Source organism: Lysobacter sp. SCRH-1R (assembly GCF_057747855.1).
Window position 1 is genome coordinate 67,142 of the sequence record NZ_CM173227.1, and the last position, 23,876, is coordinate 91,017.

Sequence of the window (23,876 nt, forward strand, 5' to 3'; positions counted from 1 at the left end):
TCCAAGGCAATCCCATGAACACTTTCCTTCGCGCCATCGGCATGGCGCTGCTCGCGGCGTGCGTCTTCGCGCCGGCGAGCGCCAACGTGCTGATCGGCGGCACGCGGGTCGTCCTGCCGGCCAGGGAAGGCGAAGTCACCGTGCGGCTGAGCAACGAGAACGACCGTCCCGCACTGGTGCAGGCGTGGATCGATCGCGGCGACGCGAAGTCCACGCCCGATACCGTCGACACGCCTTTCCTGGTCACGCCGCCCATGTTCCGCATGGAAGCCGGGCGCGACCAGAGTCTGCGCATCCTCTACACCCGCGAGCCGTTGCCGGCCGACCGCGAGTCGCTGTTCTGGCTCAACGTGCTCGAGGTTCCGCCCAAGCCGGCCGACCTTGAAGCGGCAGGTGCGAACTACCTGCAGCTGGCCGTGCGTTCGCGGCTGAAGCTGTTCTTCCGGCCGCAGGGGCTGTCCGGCGATCCGCTCAAGGCGCCGGGCGAGCTGACCTTCCGCGCGACCGCCGGCAACGCCGGCACCGTGCTGCTGGTCGACAACCCGACGCCGTACCACGTCACGCTGAACGACCTGGCCGTCGAAGTGGCCGGCAAGTCGTACAAGGCGACCGTCGGCATGGTCGCCCCCCTTTCGCAGCTGAGCATCGACGTGCCGGGGCTGGCCAAGCCGCCGGGCGCCGGCGCCGTCGTCCGCTTCACCGCCATCAACGATTACGGCGCGATCGCCCCGTTCGAAGGCGTGCTGGCTCCATGAGATCCGCCGCCGGCCCACTCCCGCCGGCCCTCCTGCGAGTGCCCGCGCGTGCGCTGCTGGGTACCGCGATCGCGTGCTCGCTGCTGACCGGTGCGGCGTACGCCGCACCGACCACGCCGGCGGACGCCGAGTTCGACATGAGCCTGCTGGCCGGCGCGCGGCAGTCGTCCGTCGACCTGTCGCGCTTCGAGCGCGGCGAAGTGGTCCTGCCCGGCGTGTACCGCGTGGACGTCTATCTGGACGGTCGCTGGAGCGGTTCGGGCGAAGTCCGCTTCGAATCGCCGGAGCCGGACGCCAACGCCGTGCCCTGCTTCACGCCGGAACTGATCGAACTGCTCGGCCTGCCGCTGGAGAAGATGGACGCCGACGCGCGTGAGCGACTGAAGGCGCAGCCGGGCTGCCTCGCGTTGTCCGACCTGATCCCGGGCGCGACCGCGACCTACGACCAGTCCGCGCTGCGCCTCGACGCGACCGTCCCGCAGGCATGGCTGGGCTACCGCGCGCGCGGCTACGTCGCGCCCTCGCAGTGGACCGAAGGCGTCACGGCGGGACTGCTCAACTACAACGCCAACGTGTATCGCACGCGTTCCGGTGGGGTGGAGCAGACGTCGGGCTACGTCGGACTGAACGCCGGCCTGAACCTCGGCGCCTGGCGTCTTCGTCATGGCGGCAACTACACCTGGCAGTCGGGGCTGGACGGACGCCCGTCGGATCACCGCTACAAGGCCGCATCGACCTACGCGCGCCGCGACATCACCGAATGGCGCGCGCAGCTCACCCTGGGCGACACGTTCACCAGCGGCGAACTGTTCGACAGCGTCGGCGTGCGCGGCGTGCAACTGACCACCGACGACCGCATGCTCCCCGAGTCGCTGCGCGGCTACGCGCCGACCGTGCGAGGCGTGGCGGAAACCAACGCGCGCGTGACCATTCGCCAGAACGGCGTGCTGCTGTACGAAACCACGGTCACGCCGGGGCCGTTCGCGATCAACGATCTCTATGCCACCGGCTACGGCGGCGACCTCGATGTCGTGGTCACCGAGGCCGACGGTCGCGTGCGCGAATTCTCCGTGCCGTACGCGGCGGTTCCGCAGCAGCTTCGCCCGGGGTCGTCGCGTTTTTCCGTCGCCGCGGGCGTGATCAGCGACGACGCCTTCGAGGGCGATCCCGCGCTGGTGCAGGCGACCCTGCAGCGCGGGCTGACCAACACCGTGACCGGCTACGGCGGCGTGCTGGGCAGCGAGGGCTACGTCTCCGTGCTCGGTGGCGTCGCGCTGAATACCCGCGTGGGCGCGATCGCGCTGGACGTGACCGCCGCGCGCACCAAGCTGCCGGGGCAGGCGGCCAGCGACGGCCAGAGCGTGCGCGCCACCTACAGCAAGATGTTCCCCGATACCGGGACGTCCTTCAGCCTCGCGTCCTACCGCTATTCGACCAGCGGCTTCTACAGCCTGCGCGAAGCACTCGCGGCGCGCGACTTCGCGCAGGGCCGCGCCGCCGACAGTTTCCTGGACGAGACCGATCCCTTCGCCAACCTGCTCACGCCCGAACAGCGCGAGGCATTGCGTGGCGAACGCGAGGTCGACGTGCTGGCGAACAACGATGGCCTGGATCGCCAGCGCAACCGTTTCGATCTGAACCTCAACCAGCAGCTCGGCGAGCACGGCGGCACGCTGTACGCCACCGCGTCGGCGCGCGACTACTGGACCCGGACCGGCACCGACGTGCAGTTCCAGGTCGGCTACAACCATCATTTCCGCACGCTCAGCTACAACGTTTCGGCCACGCGGCTGCGCGACATCGACGGCCGCTTCAGCAACCAGTTCTACCTGAGCCTCAGCGTGCCTCTGGGGAGCGCCGCGCGTGCGCCGAGCCTGACCGCGGGCGTCGTGCGCGACGATGCCGGCCGCACGCAGACCCAGGCCAGTTTGGCCGGCACCGCCGGCGCGGACGGACAGGCCACCTACGGCGCGACGATGAGCCACGACGAGGACGTCGGCACGTCCGGCTCGCTCAACGGTACGTACCGGGGCGGCTACGGCATCGCCAGCGCGAGCTATGGCGAGGGCGAGGGTTACTGGCAGGCTTCGCTCGGCCTGTCCGGCGCGCTCGTCGCGCACCCGCGCGGCGTGACGCTCGGTCAGCCCGTGGGCGACACCGTCGCCATCGTATCGGCGCCGCACGCCAACGGCGCCCGCGTGCTCAACGGCCAGGGCATCCGGGTGAACCGCTTCGGACAGGCGCTGGTGCCGTACCTCACGCCGTACGCGATGAACACCATCGAGCTGGATCCGAAGGGCCTGCCGCTGAACGTCGAGCTGGCCTCCACCAGTGCGCGCGTCGCGCCGCGGGCGGGCTCGGTCGCCCTCGTCACCTACGCGACCTCGCACGGCAACACCGTGCTCGTGCGCCTGCACACGGCGGGCGGCCAGCCGCTGCCGTTCGGTGCGGAAGTGAACGACGCGACCGGCCGCAGCCTGGGCTTCGTCGGCCAGGGCGGGCGCGCGCTGCTGCGTGGCGTCGAACCGGCCGGGCAGCTGCAGGTGCGCTGGCAGGAAAACGGCGAAACCGCCCGCGCCTGCCGCTTCGAATACACCGTGCCCGACGTCGACGGCCAGGGCGCGGACGCGCTGCCGCGCACGCAGGCCACCTGCACGGACGTGGCCGTGCCGACCGAAACGAGGAAGAGCTGATGCCCGTCACGTCCCTGTTCCGCGCTCGCATCGCGCTGGCGATGCTCGCGTTGCTGCTGCTGATGCCGTGGGGCCAGGCCTGGTCGCATTGCCCCTACAACGGCAGCGGCGTCGATGTGCGCTTCAGCGTGCCGGACACGATCGTCGTGCCCTACGACGCCCAGGTCGGCGACGTCCTGTACGAAACGCCGCAGGTGCCTCCGGCGGAGCCGCTCAGGCTCAGTTGCTCCGGCAATACGGATTACGGCATCTCGAACTCGGTCGGATCCACGCCGAACACCCGCACGGCGATCTATCCCACCGGCGTGGACGGCATCGGCTACCGGCTCCTGCACGGCGACAACAGTCCGTCCAACTACATGTACCCGTTCCCGTGCTGCCGCCTGAGCAGCGGTACGTACGACTTCTCCGTGAGCACCGCGCTGCAGTTCGTCAAGACCGGGCCGATCGCCAACGGCAGGAGCCTGTCGAGCGGCAGGCTGGCGCGATGGCTGTACGAACGGACCGCTTCGGGCAACACGGCATCGGTGCAGAACTACGTGCTGGCCAACCGGGTGACCTTCGTGCAGGCCGCCTGCCGGCTGAACACCGCCAACATCGCGGTGACGCTCCCGACGGTGCCATCGCTGTCGCTGCCCTCGGTCGACGCGACCACCGGCAGTACGCCGTTCCGCATCAACCTGACGTGCAGCGCCGGTTCCAGGCTCAACATCATGTTCGACACGGACGCGGCGGTGCCCGGCAAGACCGGCGTGATCGCATCGAGTACCGGCAACGGGCGCGCAACCGGCGTGGGCGTGCAGATCGTCGATTCCGGCGCGGTGCCGGTGGACTTGAAGCGCGAGTACCTCGTCGGCGCCACGCCGCAGGGCGCGCTGGAACTCACCTACAACGCGCGCTACTACCGCACCGGCACCACGATGCAGCCGGGCACGATCAGCGCGACGGCGACCTTCACGCTCAGCTACGACTGACGCGCGCGCTAAAGCCGCGCGCGTCGCGGCCGTAAATCCTTCCGCTCAGTCGTAGGTCTGCGTCGCCACCCAGACCGGAGCGCCGCCGGCGGCCTGCACGTAGCCGGCGTAGTAGCTCACCAGTTGCGAGCGCGCGTGCGACGCGGCCGGTTCCAGCCGCAGGGTGTACGGCACCGGAGCGGACGCTCCCGGACACTGCGTGCGCAGGTGTAGCGGCACCGTCTGTGCAGGGGTCCGGATCGCGGCCGGGGCGCAGGTGGGTGTCGCCACGCTGCCCGAGAACGCGATGCGGCCGTCGGCCGCGTGCGCGTTCGCGCCCGCCGTTGCCGCGGCTACCACCAGTGCGCAGAGCACGGCGCCCACCGTGGCTCTGACTCGTTTCATGGCCTTCCCTTGCGCCTGCATGCGCGTAGTTCGCCTGTTCGCTCCATCGGCCGCGCTGAACCTTTCTGAAGAGGATCGCGTCGCCGGTGATGTGGAACTGGAAGCGGCGTCACACTTCCTCGGCCGAGTCTCCCGGGGAGTGAAGCGCGGTGCAGGTGGTGGCGGCGTGTTCGCCGAGGTGTCGCGGCTGCCTGCAACCTCCGGCGTGGGCGCGCCGGGCGAAGAAAAAGGAGGCCGGGGCCTCCTTCAAATCCGGCCGAAACCGGAGGACTTCGAGTTGTGGCATGGCTCCGGCTCGCGCCGGACGGAAGGCAGGTTAGCGGCCCTTCGAACTTAACGCAACCCCTTAAGAGTTGCGCTGCAAGTATTTGAATCGAAAGGCACAGAAGTGAGAGGGCAGGAGTGAGAAACGAGGGGACGGCTCCGCTCTGCCCACTCCTTCCCGGGAACTCATTCCGGCCGCAACGCAGCCCGCTTCGCCTCGCGGCGCGATTCGCGCGGCTGCGCCCACTGATTGTTGAATACCGCCGGCTCCCAGCTGCCGTAGCTCGGGTTGGGCAGCATGAACCAGCGTTCGCCGAACCAGTCGCCGTATTCGTCCAGCAGCTGCGCACGGCCTTCCGGCGTGTTCGCGGTGATCTGCACGAAATCGCCCAGCTGGTCGCCGAACTGCATCAGCACGCGGTACTGCTGGCCGGCGAGGCGGCGACGGCAGTTCTTCTCGCTGCCGTTCTGCTCGCAGCCTTCCACCACCGTGCCCAGGCCGAGGAACACGCTGTCGTCCTTCACCGGCATGCCGACCGCCTTGAGGTTGGCGATCGTCGCGTCCTTCAGGTGCACGGCGCGATTGGACAGGTACACGATGGTCACGCCCTTCGCGGACGCAGCCTTGGCGAATTCGACGACACCCGGCATGGCGCGGGCCTTCTTCTCGGCGACCCAGCCGTCCCAGGTCACTTCGTCGTACTCCTTGCCCTCGCGCACCAGGCGCGCCTGGTAGGGCGAGTTGTCGAGCACGGTCTCGTCCACGTCCATGATCACCGCCGGCGGCAGGCCCGTGGCCGCGTTGCCGCGTTCGTCGGTGACCAGCGCGTCCCAGTGCTTCTCCTTCAGCGCGGCGTCGAGCTTGTCCGCCGCGGCGCGATAGATCGTGGTCGTCACCGCCGGGTACTCGGCGCTGGCCTGCATCCAGAGCACCGCGTTGAGGTTGTCGTCGGCGGGCGTGGCGGGCTTGGCGACGGCCGCGGGCGCCGCTTTCGGCGTCTCGCCGGGCGCGAGCGTGTCGGCGCGTTTGCAGCCGCCCAGCGCGATCGCGCAGGTGAGGACGGAAAGGGTGAGGACGCGAGGCGACATGGCGATCCGGACTTCGAACAGGACGCGCGATTCTAGCCGAGCCATGCGACGCCGCCGTTTCACGGACGGGCGGTTCGCCTCACGCGCGCGCCACCTGCAGCGACACCTGTTTGCGCCCGTCGGCGACCCATTGCGAACCGACTTCCTCGAAGCCGAACGCCGCATGGAAACGTCGCGAGGCTTCGTTCGGCGGCACGGTGTAGAACTCGCAGGCCACGGTGTCGACATCCGAGGCGCGCGCGAACCCGAACAGATCGCGATACATCAGCGGGCCGAGCTTGCGCCCCTGGTGCGTGCCCGCCACGACGATCCGGTCGACGTACAGGAAGCGCGGATAGCGCTGTGCGAACCAGACGTAATTCGGGCTGTCGTACGCCACGCCTTCGCGGAACGCGAGCAGGAACGCGACGACCGCATCGCCTTCGCACGCAACGCGGTGGTACGCAGCCATCGCATCGAGCTCGCGCAGGCGCGTCGCGTCCATCGGGCTCAGCATCTCCTCCGATTCGAGGTTCAGCGCGAGGATGCGGGCGTGGTCGGCGGCGGTCGCCGGACGCAGGGTGAAGCTCATGCGGCAGCCTCGTAGAGCTCGATCGGCAGGCCGTCCGGATCGGCGAAGAAGGTGAAGCGCCGGCCGGTGTATTCGTCCACGCGCAGCGGTTCGACGTCGATGCCCTGCGCCTGCAGCTCCGCTGCGCCGGCGGCCACGTCGGCCACTTCGAATGCGAGGTGGCGCAATCCGCACGCTTCCGGTCGCGATGTGCGCGGCGGCGGCGACGGGAAGGAGAACAGTTCGATCTGCGTGCCGTCCGGCAGCGCGAGATCGAGCTTCCACGAATCGCGCGCCTCGCGATAGACCTCGGCAACCACGCGCAGGCCGAGCACGCGCGTGTAGAAGTCCTTCGAGCGTGCGTAATCGGACGCGATGATCGCGACGTGGTGGATGCGATGGAGGTTCATGCGCGCATCGTCCCGTTCACGCCTCGCCCAGCAACGCCTTGATCGCCGCGAAGCCCGCCGCCGCGCGCTCCTGCTTGCGCGCGGCATCGGCCACGGGGTCGGCGCCATCGCGCTGGATTTCCGCCGTCGGCAGTTCGTCGAAGAAGCGGCTCGGTTTCAGGCGGATCTTGTCGCCCCACTTCGACGCCTCGCGCGAATGCGACAGCCACAGCTGTTCCTTCGCGCGCGTGATGCCGACGTACAGCAGCCGACGTTCTTCTTCGAGCGAACCTTCCTCCAGCGCCATCTCGTGCGGCAGCGTGCCGTCTTCCATGCCGACGATGAAAACGTAGCGGAATTCCAAGCCCTTGGCCGCGTGCAGCGACATCAGGCGCACCTGGTTGCCGGCCTCGCCCTTGTCGGCGTGCGACAGCAGCGCGAGCTGCGCCGCGAGCTCGCCCGGGCCCGAGCCCTTGCCGCCGTCGAACCATTCCGACAGCTCCTCCAGGTTCTCCTTGCGACGCTGGAAGCTGGCTTCGTCCTTGCACTGCGCGCGGATCGACGCGAGCAGGCCGCTCTTCTCGGCCAGCACGCGTACCAGTTCCGCCGGCGAGATCCTGAACGCCTCGCCGCGAAGATGACGCACGATGTCGACGAAGCCGTCCAGCGCGTTAGCCGCACGCGGCTGCAGTTGCTTCAGCACGCCGATCTGCTCGGCCGCGCGCGACATCGGCATGTGCGCGTGCTGCGCCAGTTCGGCGAGCTTCGCCAGCGTGGTCGCGCCGACTTCGCGCTTGGGCGATTGCACCGCGCGCAGGAATGCCGCGTCGTCGTCGGGATTGGCGATCAGCCGCAGCCACGACAGCGCGTCCTTCACTTCGCCGCGTTCCAGGAACGCCGTGCCGCCGCTGAGGTGGTACGGCACGCGCAGCAACTGCAGCGCTTTCTCCAGCGCGCGGCTCTGGAAATTGCTGCGGAACAGGATGCAGAAATCGCTCCATGGCGCCTGCTTGGCCGCGGCGAGGAAATGGATCTCCGCGGCGACCTTCTCCGCCTCGTGCGCGCCGTCGCGGCATTCCCACACGCGGATGCGCTCGCCGTCGGCCTGGTCGCTCCACAGCGTCTTGGGATGCTCGTGCGGGTTGTGCGCGATCAGCGCGTTCGCCGTGCGCAGCACGCGGTTGGAGCAGCGGTAGTTCTGTTCGAGCTTGATGATCTCAAGCGTTGGATAGTCCTTGCCGAGCTGCAGCAGGTTGTCCGGATTCGCCCCGCGCCAGGCGTAGATCGACTGGTCGTCGTCGCCCACGCAGGTGAACAGGCCCTTGTCGCCGGCGAGCGCCTTGAGCAGGCGGTACTGCGCGTCGTTGGTGTCCTGGCATTCGTCGACGAGCAGGTAGCCGATGCGCTCGCGCCATGCCAGGCGCAGGTTCTCGTCGGCTTCCAGCATCTGCACCGGCAGGCGGATGAGGTCGTCGAAATCCACCGCGTTGAACGTGGAAAGCCGCGCCTGGTAGCGCTGGTACATCAGCGCCGCTTCCATCTCGCGCGGGCTTTTCGACACCGCCAGCGCCTCCTCCGGCGACAGCCCCGCGTTCTTCGCGCGCGAGATGAGGTTGCGCATGTCGTCGATCGCGTCGGGCTTGCTGCCGGCGGGCATCAGGTCCTTGATCTGCGCCGTGCTGTCGTCGCTGTCGAACACCGAAAAGCCGCGACGCAGGCCTGCCTTGGCGTGGTCGATCTGCAGGAACTTCAGGCCGAGCGCATGGAAGGTGCACACGGTCAGGCCCTCGGCCGCATCGCCCTTGATGCGCTTGGCGACGCGTTCCTTCATCTCCTTCGCCGACTTGTTGGTGAAGGTGATGGCGGCGATGCGTTTGGCCGGCATGCGGCCGGAGGCGATCAGGTGCGCGATCTTCTCGACGATCACGCGCGTCTTGCCGCTGCCCGCGCCGGCGAGCACGAGCAGGGGCCCGTCGGTGTGCAGGACGGCGGCGCGTTGCGGAGGGTTGAGACCGTGCATGGGGCGTGTTTGCGGCCTTGGAGGCGGCGGCGTATTGTGCCGCAAGCGACTCCACGGCGGGCGCCGACCGGGTCGCGATTCCGCGCGATGGCCGCGATCCTGCCGTCCGGCACCCCCGGCCACGCACAAGGAGGCTGCATGGACGTTCATCTTGCAATCGCCCTGGCCCTGGCCGCCGCGGCCGGCCCCGCCCCTCCGGCTTCGTCCGACACGCAGGGCGTGGTCGCGACCACCGACCGCATGGCCGCGCGCGAGTTCGACGAACGCACGCGAATGTCGCGCGAATTCCCCAACGAACTGTGGCGCCTGTACGGCAGCGATGCGGTCGCCAAGGGCGATTACGGCGACGCCGTCCGGCATTTCAGGCACGCGGCGCGCTACGGCGACAAGTATTCGCAGCATCGCATCAGCCTGATGTACTGGCACGGCGTGGGCGTCGAACACGATCGCGCGCTGGCCTACGCGTGGGCGGATCTCGCGGCCGAGCGCATGTACCCGAGCTTCGTCGTGCTGCGCGAGAAGATGTGGATGGCGATGGACGACGCCGAACGCGCGCGCGCGCTGCAGGTCGGCCAGTCGCTATACGACGAGTACGGCGACGAAGTGGCCAAGCCGCGCCTGGCGCAGGTCATCGCCGCCAGCACGCGCGACATCACCGGCAGCCACACCGGCTTCCATGACGAGCGCCTGCAGGTCATCGGTCCGAGCAGGGGCGGCGGCCTGATGGGCGACCTGGGCAACTTCGACCTCTCGCCGATGTACGCCAGCTGGCGTCGCGATCCGGCCCGCTACCGGGCCGTGGAAGACGCGGTGTGGTCGCACGGCCATGTCGAGGTGGGCGAGGTCGAAACCGACGGGCGCTGACGGATGCGGGGCCGGCGTGTCTCGCCGGTTCCGTTGATTGCGACTCCGGCGACAGCCGCGGCTAGACTGGGCGTTCCGCCTGTCGACGACGGATTTCCCATGCGCCTGGGCCTGGCCGCCAACCGCCTGCACCACCTTCGCGAAGATTCCGCACTGTTCCGCTGGCTGCACGCCTGCGAGCCGGGCATCCGCGAACTCGGCCTGGAACTGCACACGGTCGGGCGCACCTTCGACGCCATCGCCGCGGCCGGCCTGCTTCCCGGCTACACCGGACTGCGCCGCTATCCGTATGGCCGCGAGGGCGGGCTGATGAAGCTGGTCGCCGAAGTCGTGGGCCTCGGCAGCCCCGAACGCACGCTCGACGGCGCGATCTACCTGATCGACCCGGTCGATCCCTCGTCAGTGTTTCCCGAAGCCGTCGCGCTCAAGCGCCAGTGCGTGATCCACGGAAAGCCGTTCATCTCGACCGTGGCATCGGCGCGCGACTGGATCGAAGTGGAGCGCATGCATGCCGGGTTCGCGCCGGACCCGGGGATGGACGCGCTGCACGCGTTCGAAATCCAGACGCTCGCACTGATCGCGCACGACGCGATGAAGCCGCAGATGATGGCTTACGCCGCCGAGCACTTCGACGTGCTGTCGCGCTTCCAGCGCCGCGTCGCGACCGGCACCACGGGCCAGCGCCTGAACGAACTGGCGTGGAGCCGCGGCTGGCCGCAGGGGCAGGCGTGGGTGCAGCGGTTCGAGAGCGGCCCGATGGGCGGCGACGCGCAGATCGCCGACCTGGTGCTGGAACGCCAGTGCCAGCGCGCGATCTTCTTCGAGGACCCGCACGTCGCGCGGCAGCACGAAGCCGACATCCAGCTGCTCGAACGCGCCGTCACCACGGTCACCTTCGACGCGGTCTGCATCACCTCGCCGGCGGTCGCGCAGCGCTGGGCGACGGCGGTGCGGTTGCGGTCGCAGCGCGGCGGCTGAATGCGTGGCGGCGCCCGCGCCGCGCGAGACCGACATCGCATCGGCGCCTGATTTCAAGCCTGTGGCGCGTGCCGCGCGCGCCGTACACTGCGCGCATGGCGAAGCTCTACTTCTATTATTCGGCGATGAACGCCGGCAAGACCACCACGCTGCTGCAGTCGGCGCACAACTATCGCGAGCGCGGCATGCGCGTGGCGATCCTCACGCCGCGCCTGGACGATCGCGCCGGCGCCGGCGTGGTGGCCTCGCGCATCGGCTTGCGGTCGGAAGGCATCGCGTTCGAACGCGACGACGACCTGGAAGCGATCGTGCGCCGCGACATCGCCCAGCACGGCGCGTTGCACTGCGTGCTCGTCGACGAAGCGCAGTTCCTCACCCGCGCGCAGGTGTGGCAGTTGAGCGAAGTGGTGGATGCGCTGCGCATCCCGGTCCTGTGCTACGGCCTGCGCACGGACTTCCGCGGCGAACTGTTCGAAGGCAGCCAGTACCTGCTCGCGTGGGCGGACGAGCTCACCGAGATCAAGACCATCTGCCACACCGGCAAGAAGGCGACGATGGTCGTGCGCGTGGACGCGCAGGGCCGCGCGGTGCGCGAGGGCCCGCAGGTCGAGATCGGCGGCAACGACCGCTACATCTCCGTCTCGCGCGCCGAGTACAAGAAAGTCATGAGCGGCGAGGGCACGATCGAGCCGTTGCAGCCGCCGCTGCCGTTGTAGCCAAACGCCGTTGCAGCCAAACGCTTTTGTGGCCCGGGTGAGCGGCGCACCCGGGCTGCCGTGGCGAGTTCCACAAGAACGCGTGCATGTTGATGGTGCGGCACGCTGCGGCGCGTTCATCACTACCGCAACCGAGTTGCACACAGGCGCGGTGCGCTTCGCTTACCCGGGCTACGAAAACTACCGGCGCGTGATGCTTACGCCCGCAGCAGCGTCGCCGCACGGGCGAGCGCTTCGATCGCGCCCCATTCCTCCGCCGCGACCAGTCGCGACGGCGTCAGCCACGAGCCGCCCACGCAGGCGACGTTCGGCGTGGCGAGGTAATCGCGCGCGTTGTGCGCGCCGATGCCGCCGGTCGCGCAGAAGCGGATCTCCGGCAGCGGACCGTGCAGGGAGCGCAGCGCGGGCGCGCCACCGGCGGCTTCGGCCGGGAAGAACTTCTGGAAGATGAAACCGTGCTCGGACAGCGTCATCGCCTCGCTCGCGGTGCCGGCGCCGGGCAGCCACGGCAGCGCGGAATCCTTCGCGGCGGCGATGAGGTCCGGTGTCGAGCCCGGCGATACGGCGAAGCGCGCACCGGCGGCTTCCGCATCCTTCAGGTCCTGCGGCTTGCGCACGGTGCCGACGCCGACGATCGCGCCGTCGACCTCGTTGGCGATCGCGCGCACCGCATCGAGCGCGGCGCGCGTGCGCAGCGTGATCTCGATGGCGGGAATGCCGCCGGCCACCAGCGCGCGCGCCAGCGACACCGCGTGCTTGGCGTCTTCGATCACGACCACCGGCATCACCGGGGCGACGTGCAGTACGGATTCGAGCAGGCCCATCTTGTTCTCCGAAAGGTAAGTGCTGGCGTCTCCCGGGTGCGCTTCGCTTGCCCGGGTTACAAAACGATCAGGCAGGCGGATTGAAAATCCCGCCGCCCAGGTGCGCGGGCGCGGCTGCGTTGCGGAACACCGCGAACAGCTCGCGACCCATGCCGAAATGGCTGGGCGTGAGGTCCGTCGTCGCGTTCTCGCGCGAGGCCCATTCGTCCGCCGGAACCTGCAGCTGCAACGTGCCGGCCACCGCATCGACGCGAATGACGTCGCCGTCGCGCACCTTCGCCAGCGGTCCGCCGACCGCCGCTTCCGGGCTCACGTGGATCGCCGCCGGCACCTGGCCCGACGCGCCCGACATGCGGCCGTCGGTCACCAGCGCCACGCGATGACCGCGCTTCTGCAGCACGCTCAGCGTCGGCGTGAGCTGATGGAGTTCCGGCATGCCGTTCGCGTGCGGCCCCTGGAAACGCACCACCACGACGACGTCGCGATCCAGTTCGCCGCGATCGAACGCCGCCTTCACCTGCGACTGGTCGGAGAACACCCGCGCCGGGGCTTCGACGATCCAGCGGTCTTCCGGCACCGCCGACACCTTGATCGCCGCCGTGCCCAGCGGCCCATGCAGCACGCGCAGACCGCCATCGGGACGGAACGGCTCGGCCACCGGACGCAGGACCGTGGGATCGCCACTGCGTCCGGTAGCCGGCACGTATTCGATGCGTTGTTCAGGCGCCAGGCGCGCTTCGACGCGATAGCGGTCCAGGCCCGGTCCGGCGATGGTTTCCACGTCGCCATGCAGCAGCCCGGCGTCGAGCAGTTCGCCGATGAGGAAGCCCAGGCCGCCGGCCGCGTGGAAGTGGTTCACGTCCGCGCTGCCGTTCGGATACACGCGCGCCAGCAGCGGCACGACGGAGGACAGCGCGTCGAAATCCTCCAGGCGCAGCTCGATGCCTGCGGCGGCGGCGATGGCGATCAGGTGCAGCAGGTGGTTGGTCGAACCGCCCGTCGCATGCAGGCCGACGACGCCGTTGACGATCGTACGTTCGTCGATGATGCGGCCGACCGGGCGGTAATCGTCGCCGAGTGCGGTGATCTGCGCCGCGCGTCGCGCGGCCTCGGCGGTGAGCGCATCGCGCAGCGGGTTGTCGGGATTGATGAAGCTCGAACCCGGCAGGTGCAGGCCCATCAGCTCCATCAGCATCTGGTTGGAGTTCGCCGTGCCGTAGAACGTGCACGTGCCCGGACCGTGATAGCTCTGCGCTTCGGCTTCCAGCAGTTCCTCGCGCGTCGCTTCACCCACGGCGTAACGCTGGCGGACGCGCGATTTTTCGTCGTTGGGCAGACCCGACGTCATCGGCCCGGCGGGCACGAAGATCGCCGGCAGATGACCGAAGCTCAGCGCGCCGATCAGCAAACCCGGCACGATCTTGTCGCACACGCCCAGGTACAGCGCGGCGTCGAACATGTCGTGCGACAGCGAAACGGCGGTGGACAGCGCGATCACCTCGCGCGAGAACAGCGACAACTCCATGCCCGCGCGGCCCTGCGTCACGCCGTCGCACATCGCCGGCACGCCGCCGGCGACCTGCGCGGTCGCGCCGACGTTGCGCGCGGCGTTCTTGATCAGGAACGGGAAGCGCTCCAGCGGCTGGTGCGCGGACAGCATGTCGTTGTACGCGTTGACGATCGCGAGGTTCGGCGACACGCCACCGCGCAGCGCCGCCTTGTCGGTGCCGCACGCGGCGAAGCCGTGCGCGAGGTTGCCGCAGGAAAGCGTGGCGCGGTGCGGACCGCGCCCGCACGCGGCTTCGATGCGCGCAAGGTACGCGGCGCGGCGATCGTGGCTGCGCTTGCGGATGCGCTCGGTGACGTCGGCGATGACGGGATGCAGGTTCGGCATTTCGATCTCGTGTGTGGCTTTCCTTCCGCGGACGGAAGGATGGCTACGGACTCCAGTACAGCATCGGCACCACCGGTGCGCCGGACAGCACGGAGCGGATCGGCAAGGTCGAACGCGGATCGCGCGCGGCGTTGTCGAGCACTTCGCGCTTCTTCGCGCCCTCGATGTGCAGGTAAAGCGACGGTGCGGTGAAGATCGCGCTGAGCGTGAGCGTCATGCGCGGTTCCGGCTGCGATGCGGTGCGGATGGCGAGCACCGGCGCGCGACCGCGGGGTTGCAGGCCGATGTCGCGACGCACTAGGTCGGGGAAGAGCGATGCGACGTGACCGTCGTCGCCCATGCCGAGCACGACGACGTCCAGCGGCAGCGCTTCGTTCGCCACCTGCGTGAGCACCGGCAGCAGCGCGGCTTCCGGCGTAGCGGTCGGACGACGCAGCGGCAGCAGCGTCGCCTGCGCAGCGGCGCCCTGGAAGAGCGTTTCGCGCAGCAGCCGCTCGTTCGAGCGCGGATGGTCCGGCGCGACCCAGCGATCGTCCACCGGCACCACCGTCACGTGCGCCCAGTCGAGCGTCTGCTTCGACAGTTCGGTCAGGAACGCGCGCGGCGTGGTGCCGCCGGACACCGCCAGTCGCGCGGCGCCGCGACGCGCGATCGCGCCGCGAAGATCGGCCGCGACGGCTTTCGCCAGCGCGGTCGCGAGCTCCGCCTTGTCGTCGAACAGGTGCTCGCGCACGGGCAACGGATCGGGTGTCAGCACGGTCAATCGCTCCGCCAGCGCGCTCTTAGACTGCGTCCTCATGCCACGTCCTTCCGTCGCGTTCGATCAGGGCCACGGCCGCGCTGGGACCCCAGCTGCCCGCGGTGTACGCCTTGGGTGATTCGCCGCTGGACTGCCACGCGGCGAGGATCGGATCGATCCACGCCCACGCGGCTTCCACTTCGTCGCGACGCATGAACAGCATCGGATTGCCGCGCACGACGTCCATCAGCAGGCGCTCGTACGCTTCGGGCTGACGCCCGCCGAAGGTCTCGGCGAAGCTCAGGTCCATCGGCACGCGACGCAGGCGCAGCCCGCCGGGGCCGGGGATCTTGTTGACGATCCACAGCTTCACGCCCTCGTCAGGTTGCAGGCGGATCACCAGCTGGTTCTGCGCGACCGGTTCGTCGCCGAAGATCGAATGCGGCACCTTGCGGAAGGTCAGCACGATTTCCGACATGCGATCGGCCAGCCGCTTGCCCGTGCGCAGGTAGAACGGCACGCCGGCCCAGCGCCAGTTGCTGACTTCGGCCTTCAGCGCGACGAAGGTTTCGGTGCGCGAAGTGTTGGTGCCGAGCTCTTCGAGATAACCCGGCACCGGGCGGCCTTCGACCGCGCCGGCGCGGTACTGGCCGCGCACGGTGAGGTGCGAGGTCGCGCCGTCGGCGATGGGCTTGAGCGAATGCAGCACCTTGAGCTTCTCGTCGCGGATCGCGTCGGCGGCGAGCGAGGACGGCGGCTCCATCGCCACCAGGCACAGCAGCTGCAACATGTGGTTCTGCACCATGTCGCGCAGCGCGCCGGACTTGTCGTAGTAGCTCGCGCGACGCTCAAGGCCGACGGTCTCGGCCACGGTGATCTGCACGTGGTCGATGTGCTCGGCGCGCCACAGCGGTTCGAACAGCGCGTTGCCGAAGCGCAGCGCGGTGAGGTTCTGGACCGTTTCCTTGCCGAGGTAATGATCGATGCGATAGATCTGCGACTCGGCGAACACCTGCCCGAGCGCGTCGTTGATCGCCGCGGCGCTGGCGCGATCGTGGCCGATGGGCTTTTCCACCACCACGCGCGTATTCGCGCCGGTCAGGCCGTGCGCCTGCAGTCGCGCGCCGACGCTGCCGAACAGGTCGGGGCCGACGGCAAGGTAGAACACGCGAACGCGCGATTCGTCGGCGAGTTCGCCCGCCAGCTCGCTCCAGCCGTCCTCGGCCTGCAGGTCGATGCGGCGGTACGAGAGCAACTGCAGGAACGGCTCCAGCATCGTCGGCGCGCGCAGGTCGAAGGCGAGGTGCTTCTGCAGCGCTTCGCGGACGCGTTCGCGATAGGCGTCGTCGCTCTGGCTGTCGCGCGCCAGACCGAAGATGCGCGTGCCGGCGACGATCTGGCCGTCGACATAGCGATGGAACAGGGCCGGCAGCAGCTTGCGCAGGGCCAGGTCGCCCGTGCCGCCGAAGATGATCAGGTCGAAGGGCGCCATCGGCGCGATGGAGGGGCTCACGGGGCGTTCCGGAAGGAAGGGGTTTTGAAGACCACAGGCATACCAGTGAAGATACCAGTCAGATACCACTGGTGCAAATGCAGTGGACATGGTCGGACAGCGGGCCGTCAGTGCGGTCGTTTCACAGTCCGGTCCTTCAATTTCAACGACTTGAGGTTACGTTCGCGCGAAATCCGGGCCGCGAAGTGCCCAGGGACGGCCCGATGCGACTTTCGTCGTAATCCCGGCGTCCGGAGCCGGGAAGGGCGGCGGGGCGCATTTGCCCGAACTGGTATTCGACTGGTATTCTCATCCGGATGCAGGACTACCTGGTCAACGAGTTCCGCCGCCAGGCCGACGCGCGACGCGCCCCGGCCTATCAGCACCTGCGCCGGACGCTCCAGCACGCCATCGAGAATGGTGAACTCACGCCGGGCCAGGCGCTGCCCAGCGAGCGCGAGCTGACCAAGCTGCTCGACCTGTCCCGCGTGACGGTTCGCAAGGCCATTTCAGGCCTCGTCGCCGACGGCCTGCTGATGCAGCGCCAGGGCTCGGGCACGTTCGTCTCCGAGCGCATCGTCAAGTCGTTTTCCAAGCTCACCAGCTTCACCGACGACCTGCGCGCGCGCGGGCTCGATCCGAAATCGCGCTTCATCGAGCGCGGCACCGGCGAGGTCACGCCGGACGAAGCGATGGCGTTGAACCTCTCACCCGGCGCGCAGGTCGTGCGCTATTACCGCCTGCGCATCGCCGACGACATGGCGCTCGCGCTGGAGCGCACCGTCGTGCCGCAGACCGTGCTGGCCGATCCTTCACTGGTCGAGAATTCGCTGTACGAAACCTTCCAGAAAATGGGCCTGCGCCCGACGCGCGCGCTGCAGCGGCTGCGCGCGATCGCGTTCGACGCCGAACAGGCCCGTCTGATGAACCTGCCCGAAGGCAGCCCGGGACTGTTCATCGAACGTCGCACCTTTCTCGACGACGGCCGCGTCGTCGAATACACCCGATCCTTCTACCGCGGCGATGCGTACGACTTCGTCGCCGAACTCCAGAGCGAGTAACCCCGTGAGCGAAACCCTGACCGCCACCGCCACGCGCATGCACGCCGAGGCGGCCGAAACCGCCGACGCCGTCGCGCGGCAGTTCGGAGCCAATGCACCGATCATCGACGCGCTGGTGCAGCGTTTGAAGGCGCAGCCGCCGGCGTTCATCGTCACTTGCGCGCGCGGCAGTTCCGATCACGCGGCGACCTACGGCAAGTACCTGTTCGAAACAACGCTCGGCCTGGTGACCGCGTCCGCGTCGCCGTCGGTGGGCTCGGTGTACGCGGTGCGTCCGCACCTGAAGGGCGCACTGTTCGTCGCGATCTCGCAGTCGGGCAAGAGCCCGGACCTGGTGCGCAACGCGGAAATCGCGCGCGCCGCCGGCGCGCTGGTCGTCGCGCTGGTGAACGTCGAGGATTCGCCGCTGGCGCAGATCGCCGACACCGTGATCCCGCTGCGCGCCGGCCCGGAAAAGAGCGTCGCAGCGACGAAGAGCTATCTGTGCTCGCTGGCTGCGCTGCTGCAGCTGGCCGCGCGCTGGAGCGGCGACGCGAAGCTGCTCGCCGCCGTCGACGCGCTGCCCGCCGCGCTTCGCGAGGCATGGAAGATGGACTGGTCGCCGGTCGTCGATGGTTTGAAGGACGCGCGCAATCTCTTCGTCGTCGGCCGCGGTCTCGGCCTCGGCGCGGCGCAGGAAGCGGCGCTGAAGTTCAAGGAAACCTGCGGCCTGCACGCCGAAGCGTTCTCCTCGGCCGAGGTGAAGCACGGACCGATGGCGATCGTGGGCCCGGGCTTCCCGGTGCTCGCCTTCGCGCAGGACGACGACACGTGCAGCAGCACGATGTCGGTTGCCGAGGAATTCCACCAGCGCGGCGCGCCGGTGTGGATCGCCCTTCCGGGCGCTCAGGGCCCGGACGTGCTGCCGATGCCGGCCTCGCCGCATCCGGCGTGCACGCCGCTGCTCACGGTGCAGTGTTTCTACAAGGCGGTGAACGCGCTGGCCGTCGCGCGCGGCCACAACCCGGACGTGCCGCCGCATCTCAACAAGGTCACCGAGACGGTTTGACGATCACCATGACCACCATCGCCTTCACCAACGGCCGCGTCCTCACCGACAACGGCTTCGAGACGAACGTCAGCGTGCTCGTCGAGGACGGCCACATCGTCGCCGTCGTGCCGGGTGAGCCGCCGAAGAACGCGCAGGTGGTCGACCTCGCGGGTCGTTATCTCGTGCCCGGTTTCATCGACACGCAGGTGAACGGCGGCGGCGACGTGCTGTTCAACGACGAGCCCACGGCCGACGGCCTGCGCCGCATCGCCAGCGCGCACCGCAAGTACGGCACGACCGGCATGCTGCCGACGCTGATCAGCGACGACGTCGACGTGATGCGTCGGGCGATCGACGCCACGCGCGAGGCGATCGCGCAGCGCGTGCCGGGCGTGCTCGGCGTGCATCTGGAAGGCCCGTACCTCAACGCCGCGCGCAAGGGCGTGCACGATCCGTCGAAGTTCCACACGCCTGACGCGGCCGAGCTCGACCTCGTCGCCTCGCTGGGCAAGGACGGCGTGACGCTCGTGACGCTCGCGCCGGAGCGTTTCGAAGCGGCCACGCTGCGCGCGCTGGCCGAACGCGGCGTCATCATCGCCGCCGGTCATACCGCCGCGACGTACGAACAACTGCGCGACGGCTTCGCCAACGGCATCACCGGCATCACGCACCTGTTCAACGCAATGACGCCGATGAATTCGCGCGAGCCCGGCGCGGTCGGTGCGGCGCTGGAGAATTCCGACGCGTGGTGCGGACTCATCGTCGACGGGCACCACGTGCACGACGCGTCGCTGCGCGTGGCCATCAACGCGCGACCACGCGGGAAGATGATGCTGGTCACCGACGCAATGCCGCCGGTCGGCGGCGAGCGTGAGGCGTTCTCGCTCTACGGCGTCGAGATGATCTGCCGCGACGGCCAGTGCACGACCGCTGACGGTACGCTCGCCGGTTCGGCGCTCGACATGGCCTCGGCCGTGCGCAACACCGTGCAGCGCCTCGGCCTGCCGCTCGACGAAGCCTGCCGCATGGCCTCGCAGTACCCGGCGCAGTTCATCGGCCTGGGCGGCGAGCTGGGGCGCATCGCACCGGGTTATCGCGCCGACCTCGTGGTGCTGGACGACGCCTTGGACGTGCAGGGCACCTGGATCGCTGGGCAAGCCTGAGCCGTTGTAGCCCGGGTAAGCGCAGCGCACCCGGGTTGAGGTTTCCGCCACGTTCCCCGGGTGCGGCTTCGCCTTACCCGGGCTACAAACGCCGGCGCGGTTCCAATGAACAGGGCGCCCCGCGTCACCTCTGGACCCTTCCCGGCACCCGCCGGGCGGTCGAAGCGTGCCCAACTGCTACAATTCCGAGTCTTTGCTCGGGATTCCGACCTCGCGGCCACGTGCCGTGAGGCGTGATGCCGGGCGCCCGCAGCCACCCCCGCGACCCCCGTCGCGCCGGAGCCACGCATGACCAGCACCGCCGAACTCAGCTCGCCGTCCTCGGCGAACACCGCGCTCACCAACTCGGTGCTCGACACCGACTACTCGCTGGAGCACAAGTACAGCCGCGAGAAGGGACGCATCTACCTGTCCGGCGTGCAGGCGCTGGTGCGCCTGCCGCTGATGCAGCGCCTGCGCGACGAAGCGGCGGGCCTGAACACCGGCGGTTTCATCTCCGGCTATCGCGGATCGCCCTTGGGCGGGTTCGACCTGGAGCTGTGGCGCGCACGCAAGTTCCTCGAGAACGCGGGCGTGAAGTTCACCCCGGGCCTCAACGAGGACCTCGGCGCGACGATGGTCTGGGGCACGCAGCAGACCAACCTGTTCCCCGGCGCGAAAGTGCAGGGCGTGTACGGCATGTGGTACGGCAAGGGCCCCGGCGTGGACCGCACCGGCGACGTGTTCAAGCACGCCAATGCCGCAGGCACGTCGCAGTACGGCGGCGTGCTCGCGCTCGCGGCCGACGACCATGCCTGCCGTTCCTCGACGCTGCCGCACGGTTCGGAAGACGAATTCGTCAGCGCGATGATGCCGATCCTCAATCCGGCCAGCGTGCAGGACATCCTCGACATGGGCCTGGTCGGGTGGGCGATGTCGCGTTACACCGGTCGATGGGTGGGCTTCAAGACGATCGCCGAAACGGTGGAATCGTCGGCCTCCGTCGACGTCGATCCGATGGCCACGCGCATCGTGCTGCCGGAGGATTTCGAGATGCCGGAAGGCGGGCTCAACATCCGCTGGCCCGATCCGCCGATGAACCAGGAAATGCGACTGCACAAGTACGCGGTGAAGGCCGCGCAGGCGTTCGCGCGCGCCAACGGCATCGATCGCGTCGTGATCGACTCGCCGCGTGCGCGCCTGGGCATCGTGACCACCGGCAAGTCCTACCTCGACGTGCTGCAGGCGCTGGAATACCTCGGCCTGGACGAGCACGCCTGCGCCGACCTCGGCATCCGCGTCTACAAGGTCGGCATGACCTGGCCGCTGGAGCCGGTGGGCATCACGCGTTTCGCGCAGGGCCTGGAGGACATCGTCGTCGTCGAGGAAAAGCGCGCCTTCATCGAGCGCCAGATGAAGGAGTACATGTACAACTGGAGCGGCCAGCGTCCGTCGATCGTCGGCAAGTACGACGAGAACGGCGAATGGATCCTGCCCTCGACCGGCGAGCTCACGCCGGCGACCATCGCCGGCGTCATCGGCCGCCGCATCCAGCGCTTCCACGATTCCGAGCACATCCGCAACGTCATGGCGTGGATGGCCGAGAAGGAATCCGAACTCGCCCTGCCGCGCGCCGTGTTCCCGCGCGTGCCGCACTACTGCTCGGGCTGCCCGCACAACACCTCGACCGTCGTGCCGGAAGGTTCGCGCGCGCTGGGCGGCATCGGCTGCCACTACATGGTCACGTGGATGGACCGCAGCACCGACACCTTCACGCACATGGGCGGCGAAGGCGTGACGTGGTCGGGGCAGGCGCCGTTCACCGATACGCCGCACGTGTTCCAGAATCTCGGCGACGGCACGTACTTCCACTCCGGCTCGCTGGCGATCCGCCAGTCGGTCGCCACCGGCGTGAACATCACCTACAAGATCCTCTACAACGACGCGGTCGCGATGACCGGCGGCCAGCCCGTCGACGGCACGCTGTCGGTGCCGCAGATCGCGCACCAGGTGCGCAGCGAAGGCGTGCAGACGATCATCCTGGTGTCGGACGACATCGCGAAGTGGAGCAAGTGCGAGATCTTCCCCGGCGACATGGAATTCCATGACCGCAAGGAACTCGACGCCATCCAGAAGCGCCTGCGCGAAACGAAGGGCACCTCGGTCCTCATCTACGACCAGACCTGCGCGACCGAAAAGCGTCGTCGCCGCAAGCGCGGCAAGATGGTCGATCCGCAGAAGCGCGTGATGGTCAATTCGCTTGTGTGCGAAGGCTGCGGCGACTGCGGCAAAAAGTCGTTCTGCGTCTCGGTGCTGCCGAAGGAAACCGAGTTCGGTCGCAAGCGCGAGATCGACCAGAGCAACTGCAACAAGGATTACTCCTGCGTCAACGGCTTCTGCCCGAGCTTCGTGACGGTGGAAGGCGGCGGCCTGCGCAAGAAGAAGGGCTCGAGCGCAAAGGATCGCCTGGCCGATCTTCCGATGCCGAAGATCGCCAGTGATTTGTCGCAGCCCTGGAACATCCTCATCACCGGCGTCGGCGGCACGGGCGTGGTGACGATCGGTGCGCTGCTCGGCATGGCCGGCCACCTGGAAGGCAAGGGCGCGACGGTGCTCGACCAGACGGGCCTGGCGCAGAAGGGCGGCGCGGTGACCACGCACATCCGCATCGCGCGCACGCCGGCCGACATCCACGCCGTGCGCATCGCCGCGGGCGAAGCCGACCTCGTGCTCGGCTGCGACATGGTCGTCGTCAACGATTACTGGGCGCTGTCGAAGGTGCGCGCGGGCCGTTCGAACGTCGTGCTCAACAGTTATGAGGCGATGCCCGGCACGTTCACCACGCGTCCGGACATGCAGTTCCCCGCGGCCGACATCATCTCGGCGGTGAAGGTCGCGCTCGGCGGCCACGATCGTGCTGCCCAAAGCATGCATGTCGTCGATGCGACGCAGCTGGCCACCGCGCTGATGGGCGACGCGATCGCGACGAACCTCTTCATCCTCGGCTACGCGTGGCAGCACGGCCTGGTGCCGCTGTCGATGGAGTCGCTGATGCGCGCCATCGAGCTCAATGGCGCGGCCATCGAAATGAACAAGACCGCGTTCGCGTGGGGCCGCCTGGCGGTGATCGATCCGAACGCCGTGATGGAAGCGGCCGGCCTGATCCGCAACGCGCCGACGCTCGCCGAAGCGACGCCGGGCGCGCTGCCGATGCTGTCGCCGGGTGCGTGGGAAGGCAACGAGTGGGGCGCCACCTCCGCACCGCGCACGACGCGTCGCGAGGACGAACTGCGCCACGTGCCGGCCCATGGCGGCGACAACGTGGCCTTCATGCCGCTGGACGACGAGCGCCTGTCGCGTTCGCTGGACGAGATCGTCGAGCGTCGCGTGAAGTTCCTCACCGACTATCAGGATGCGAAGTACGCCAAGCGCTATAGCGATTTCGTCGCCAAGGTGCACGCGGCCGAACGCAACGTCGCCGGTACGACCGACCTGACCGAAGCCGTCGCGCGTTACGCATTCAAGCTGATGGCGTACAAGGACGAGTACGAAGTCGCGCGCCTGTACACCAGCGGCGAGTTCCAGCGCCGCCTGGAGCAGCAGTTCGATGGCGACTACAAGCTGAAGTTCCACCTCGCGCCGCCGCTGCTTGCGAAGAAAGACGCGCAGGGCCGCCTGATCAAGCAGGAATTCGGCCCGTGGGTGTTCACCGCGTTCAAGTGGCTCGCGAAGCTGCGCTTCCTGCGCGGCGGCACGTTCGACATCTTCGGCAAGACCGACGAGCGCAGGATGGAGCGCCAGCTGATCGAGGACTACTTCCGCACGGTGGAAGGCCTGCTCGGCAAGCTGGATCGTTCGAACGTGGACCTCGCGGCGGAAATCGCGAGCATCCCGGAACACATCCGCGGCTACGGCCACGTCAAGGAAGACCACCTGCACAAGGCCAAGGCACGCGAAGCCGAGCTGCTGAAGGAGTGGAGCAATCCGCTGCGGATCGTGAAGGTCGCGTAAGCGGCCG

At 68.6% G+C, this 23,876-nt stretch carries 19 protein-coding genes; 10 read left to right on the forward strand and 9 right to left on the reverse strand.

Annotation, left to right across the window (positions count from 1 at the left end; genetic code table 11):
* The first annotated feature begins 14 nt into the window (after positions 1-14).
* The 3 genes from AC3ANK_RS00310 to AC3ANK_RS00320 are packed head-to-tail and all read left to right on the forward strand — an operon-like array spanning position 15 to position 4,422.
* Positions 15-755, forward strand: coding sequence for a fimbrial biogenesis chaperone (locus AC3ANK_RS00310; protein ID WP_484171789.1), 741 nt, complete (start codon positions 15-17; stop codon positions 753-755).
* Positions 752-3,448, forward strand: coding sequence for a fimbria/pilus outer membrane usher protein (locus tag AC3ANK_RS00315; RefSeq protein WP_484171790.1), 2,697 nt, complete (start codon positions 752-754; stop codon positions 3,446-3,448). The genes AC3ANK_RS00310 and AC3ANK_RS00315 overlap by 4 nt, the downstream gene beginning before the upstream one ends.
* Positions 3,448-4,422: a fimbrial protein gene (locus tag AC3ANK_RS00320; protein ID WP_484171791.1), complete on the forward strand. Its 975-nt coding sequence runs from the start codon at positions 3,448-3,450 to the stop codon at positions 4,420-4,422. Before AC3ANK_RS00315 ends, AC3ANK_RS00320 begins: the two co-directional genes overlap by 1 nt.
* A gap of 45 nt (positions 4,423-4,467) precedes the next feature.
* Here the strand turns inward: AC3ANK_RS00320 and AC3ANK_RS00325 are convergent, their stop codons facing one another.
* From AC3ANK_RS00325 to AC3ANK_RS00345, 5 genes are all read right to left on the reverse strand, one after another.
* A complete protein-coding gene (locus tag AC3ANK_RS00325; protein ID WP_484171792.1) occupies positions 4,468-4,806 on the reverse strand; it encodes a hypothetical protein in 339 nt (112 codons plus the stop codon).
* Positions 4,807-5,256: 450 nt separating this feature from the next.
* Entirely contained in the window at positions 5,257-6,159 is a 903-nt protein-coding gene (locus AC3ANK_RS00330; protein WP_484171793.1) for a 5'-nucleotidase, lipoprotein e(P4) family, read from the reverse strand.
* A 79-nt stretch (positions 6,160-6,238) separates the two neighbouring features.
* Positions 6,239-6,730 (reverse strand): GNAT family N-acetyltransferase, encoded by a 492-nt coding sequence (locus tag AC3ANK_RS00335; RefSeq protein ID WP_484171794.1) that lies wholly within the window; start codon positions 6,728-6,730, stop codon positions 6,239-6,241.
* A complete protein-coding gene (gene gloA2 / locus AC3ANK_RS00340) occupies positions 6,727-7,119 on the reverse strand; it encodes an SMU1112c/YaeR family gloxylase I-like metalloprotein (protein ID WP_206861825.1) in 393 nt (130 codons plus the stop codon). The genes AC3ANK_RS00335 and gloA2 overlap by 4 nt, the downstream gene beginning before the upstream one ends.
* Positions 7,120-7,135: 16 nt before the next feature.
* On the reverse strand, positions 7,136-9,118 hold the full coding sequence (locus AC3ANK_RS00345) for a UvrD-helicase domain-containing protein (RefSeq protein ID WP_206861824.1): 1,983 nt from the start codon (positions 9,116-9,118) through the stop codon (positions 7,136-7,138).
* A gap of 138 nt (positions 9,119-9,256) precedes the next feature.
* Here AC3ANK_RS00345 and AC3ANK_RS00350 point away from each other — a divergent pair, with 138 nt between their 5' ends.
* The 3 genes from AC3ANK_RS00350 (at position 9,257) to AC3ANK_RS00360 (ending at position 11,676) form a co-directional block, all read left to right on the forward strand.
* Positions 9,257-9,982, forward strand: coding sequence for a sel1 repeat family protein (locus AC3ANK_RS00350; RefSeq protein ID WP_206861822.1), 726 nt, complete (start codon positions 9,257-9,259; stop codon positions 9,980-9,982).
* 99 nt (positions 9,983-10,081) lie between these two features.
* A complete protein-coding gene (locus tag AC3ANK_RS00355; protein WP_206861821.1) occupies positions 10,082-10,960 on the forward strand; it encodes a methylglyoxal synthase in 879 nt (292 codons plus the stop codon).
* Positions 10,961-11,055: 95 nt separating this feature from the next.
* Complete coding sequence (locus AC3ANK_RS00360) at positions 11,056-11,676, forward strand: thymidine kinase (RefSeq protein WP_206861820.1); 621 nt, start codon at positions 11,056-11,058, stop codon at positions 11,674-11,676.
* Between the two features lie 197 nt (positions 11,677-11,873).
* On the opposite strand, the gene eda is transcribed toward AC3ANK_RS00360, so the two are convergent.
* The 4 genes from eda to zwf all read right to left on the reverse strand — a co-directional run bounded on the left by eda (position 11,874) and on the right by zwf (position 16,646).
* Positions 11,874-12,500: a bifunctional 4-hydroxy-2-oxoglutarate aldolase/2-dehydro-3-deoxy-phosphogluconate aldolase gene (gene eda / locus AC3ANK_RS00365; RefSeq protein ID WP_206861819.1), complete on the reverse strand. Its 627-nt coding sequence runs from the start codon at positions 12,498-12,500 to the stop codon at positions 11,874-11,876.
* Positions 12,501-12,567: 67 nt separating this feature from the next.
* Positions 12,568-14,394 carry a phosphogluconate dehydratase gene (edd, locus tag AC3ANK_RS00370; protein ID WP_484171795.1) on the reverse strand — a complete coding sequence of 609 codons (1,827 nt, stop codon included), beginning with the start codon at positions 14,392-14,394 and terminating at the stop codon, positions 12,568-12,570.
* 43 nt (positions 14,395-14,437) lie between these two features.
* A complete protein-coding gene (gene pgl / locus AC3ANK_RS00375) occupies positions 14,438-15,193 on the reverse strand; it encodes a 6-phosphogluconolactonase (RefSeq protein ID WP_206861817.1) in 756 nt (251 codons plus the stop codon).
* Entirely contained in the window at positions 15,177-16,646 is a 1,470-nt protein-coding gene (gene zwf, locus AC3ANK_RS00380; RefSeq protein ID WP_484171796.1) for a glucose-6-phosphate dehydrogenase, read from the reverse strand. Before zwf ends, pgl begins: the two co-directional genes overlap by 17 nt.
* A gap of 296 nt (positions 16,647-16,942) precedes the next feature.
* Here zwf and AC3ANK_RS00385 point away from each other — a divergent pair, with 296 nt between their 5' ends.
* The 4 genes from AC3ANK_RS00385 (at position 16,943) to AC3ANK_RS00400 (ending at position 23,869) form a co-directional block, all read left to right on the forward strand.
* Positions 16,943-17,686 (forward strand): GntR family transcriptional regulator, encoded by a 744-nt coding sequence (locus AC3ANK_RS00385; RefSeq protein ID WP_206861816.1) that lies wholly within the window; start codon positions 16,943-16,945, stop codon positions 17,684-17,686.
* A 37-nt stretch (positions 17,687-17,723) separates the two neighbouring features.
* The gene (locus AC3ANK_RS00390; protein ID WP_484172905.1) at positions 17,724-18,734 is read left to right on the forward strand and encodes an SIS domain-containing protein; all 1,011 of its coding nucleotides are present in this window, start codon (positions 17,724-17,726) and stop codon (positions 18,732-18,734) included.
* Positions 18,735-18,742: 8 nt separating this feature from the next.
* On the forward strand, positions 18,743-19,879 hold the full coding sequence (gene nagA, locus AC3ANK_RS00395; RefSeq protein WP_484171797.1) for an N-acetylglucosamine-6-phosphate deacetylase: 1,137 nt from the start codon (positions 18,743-18,745) through the stop codon (positions 19,877-19,879).
* Positions 19,880-20,167: 288 nt separating this feature from the next.
* On the forward strand, positions 20,168-23,869 hold the full coding sequence (locus tag AC3ANK_RS00400) for an indolepyruvate ferredoxin oxidoreductase family protein (RefSeq protein WP_484171798.1): 3,702 nt from the start codon (positions 20,168-20,170) through the stop codon (positions 23,867-23,869).
* Positions 23,870-23,876: the final 7 nt, after the last annotated feature.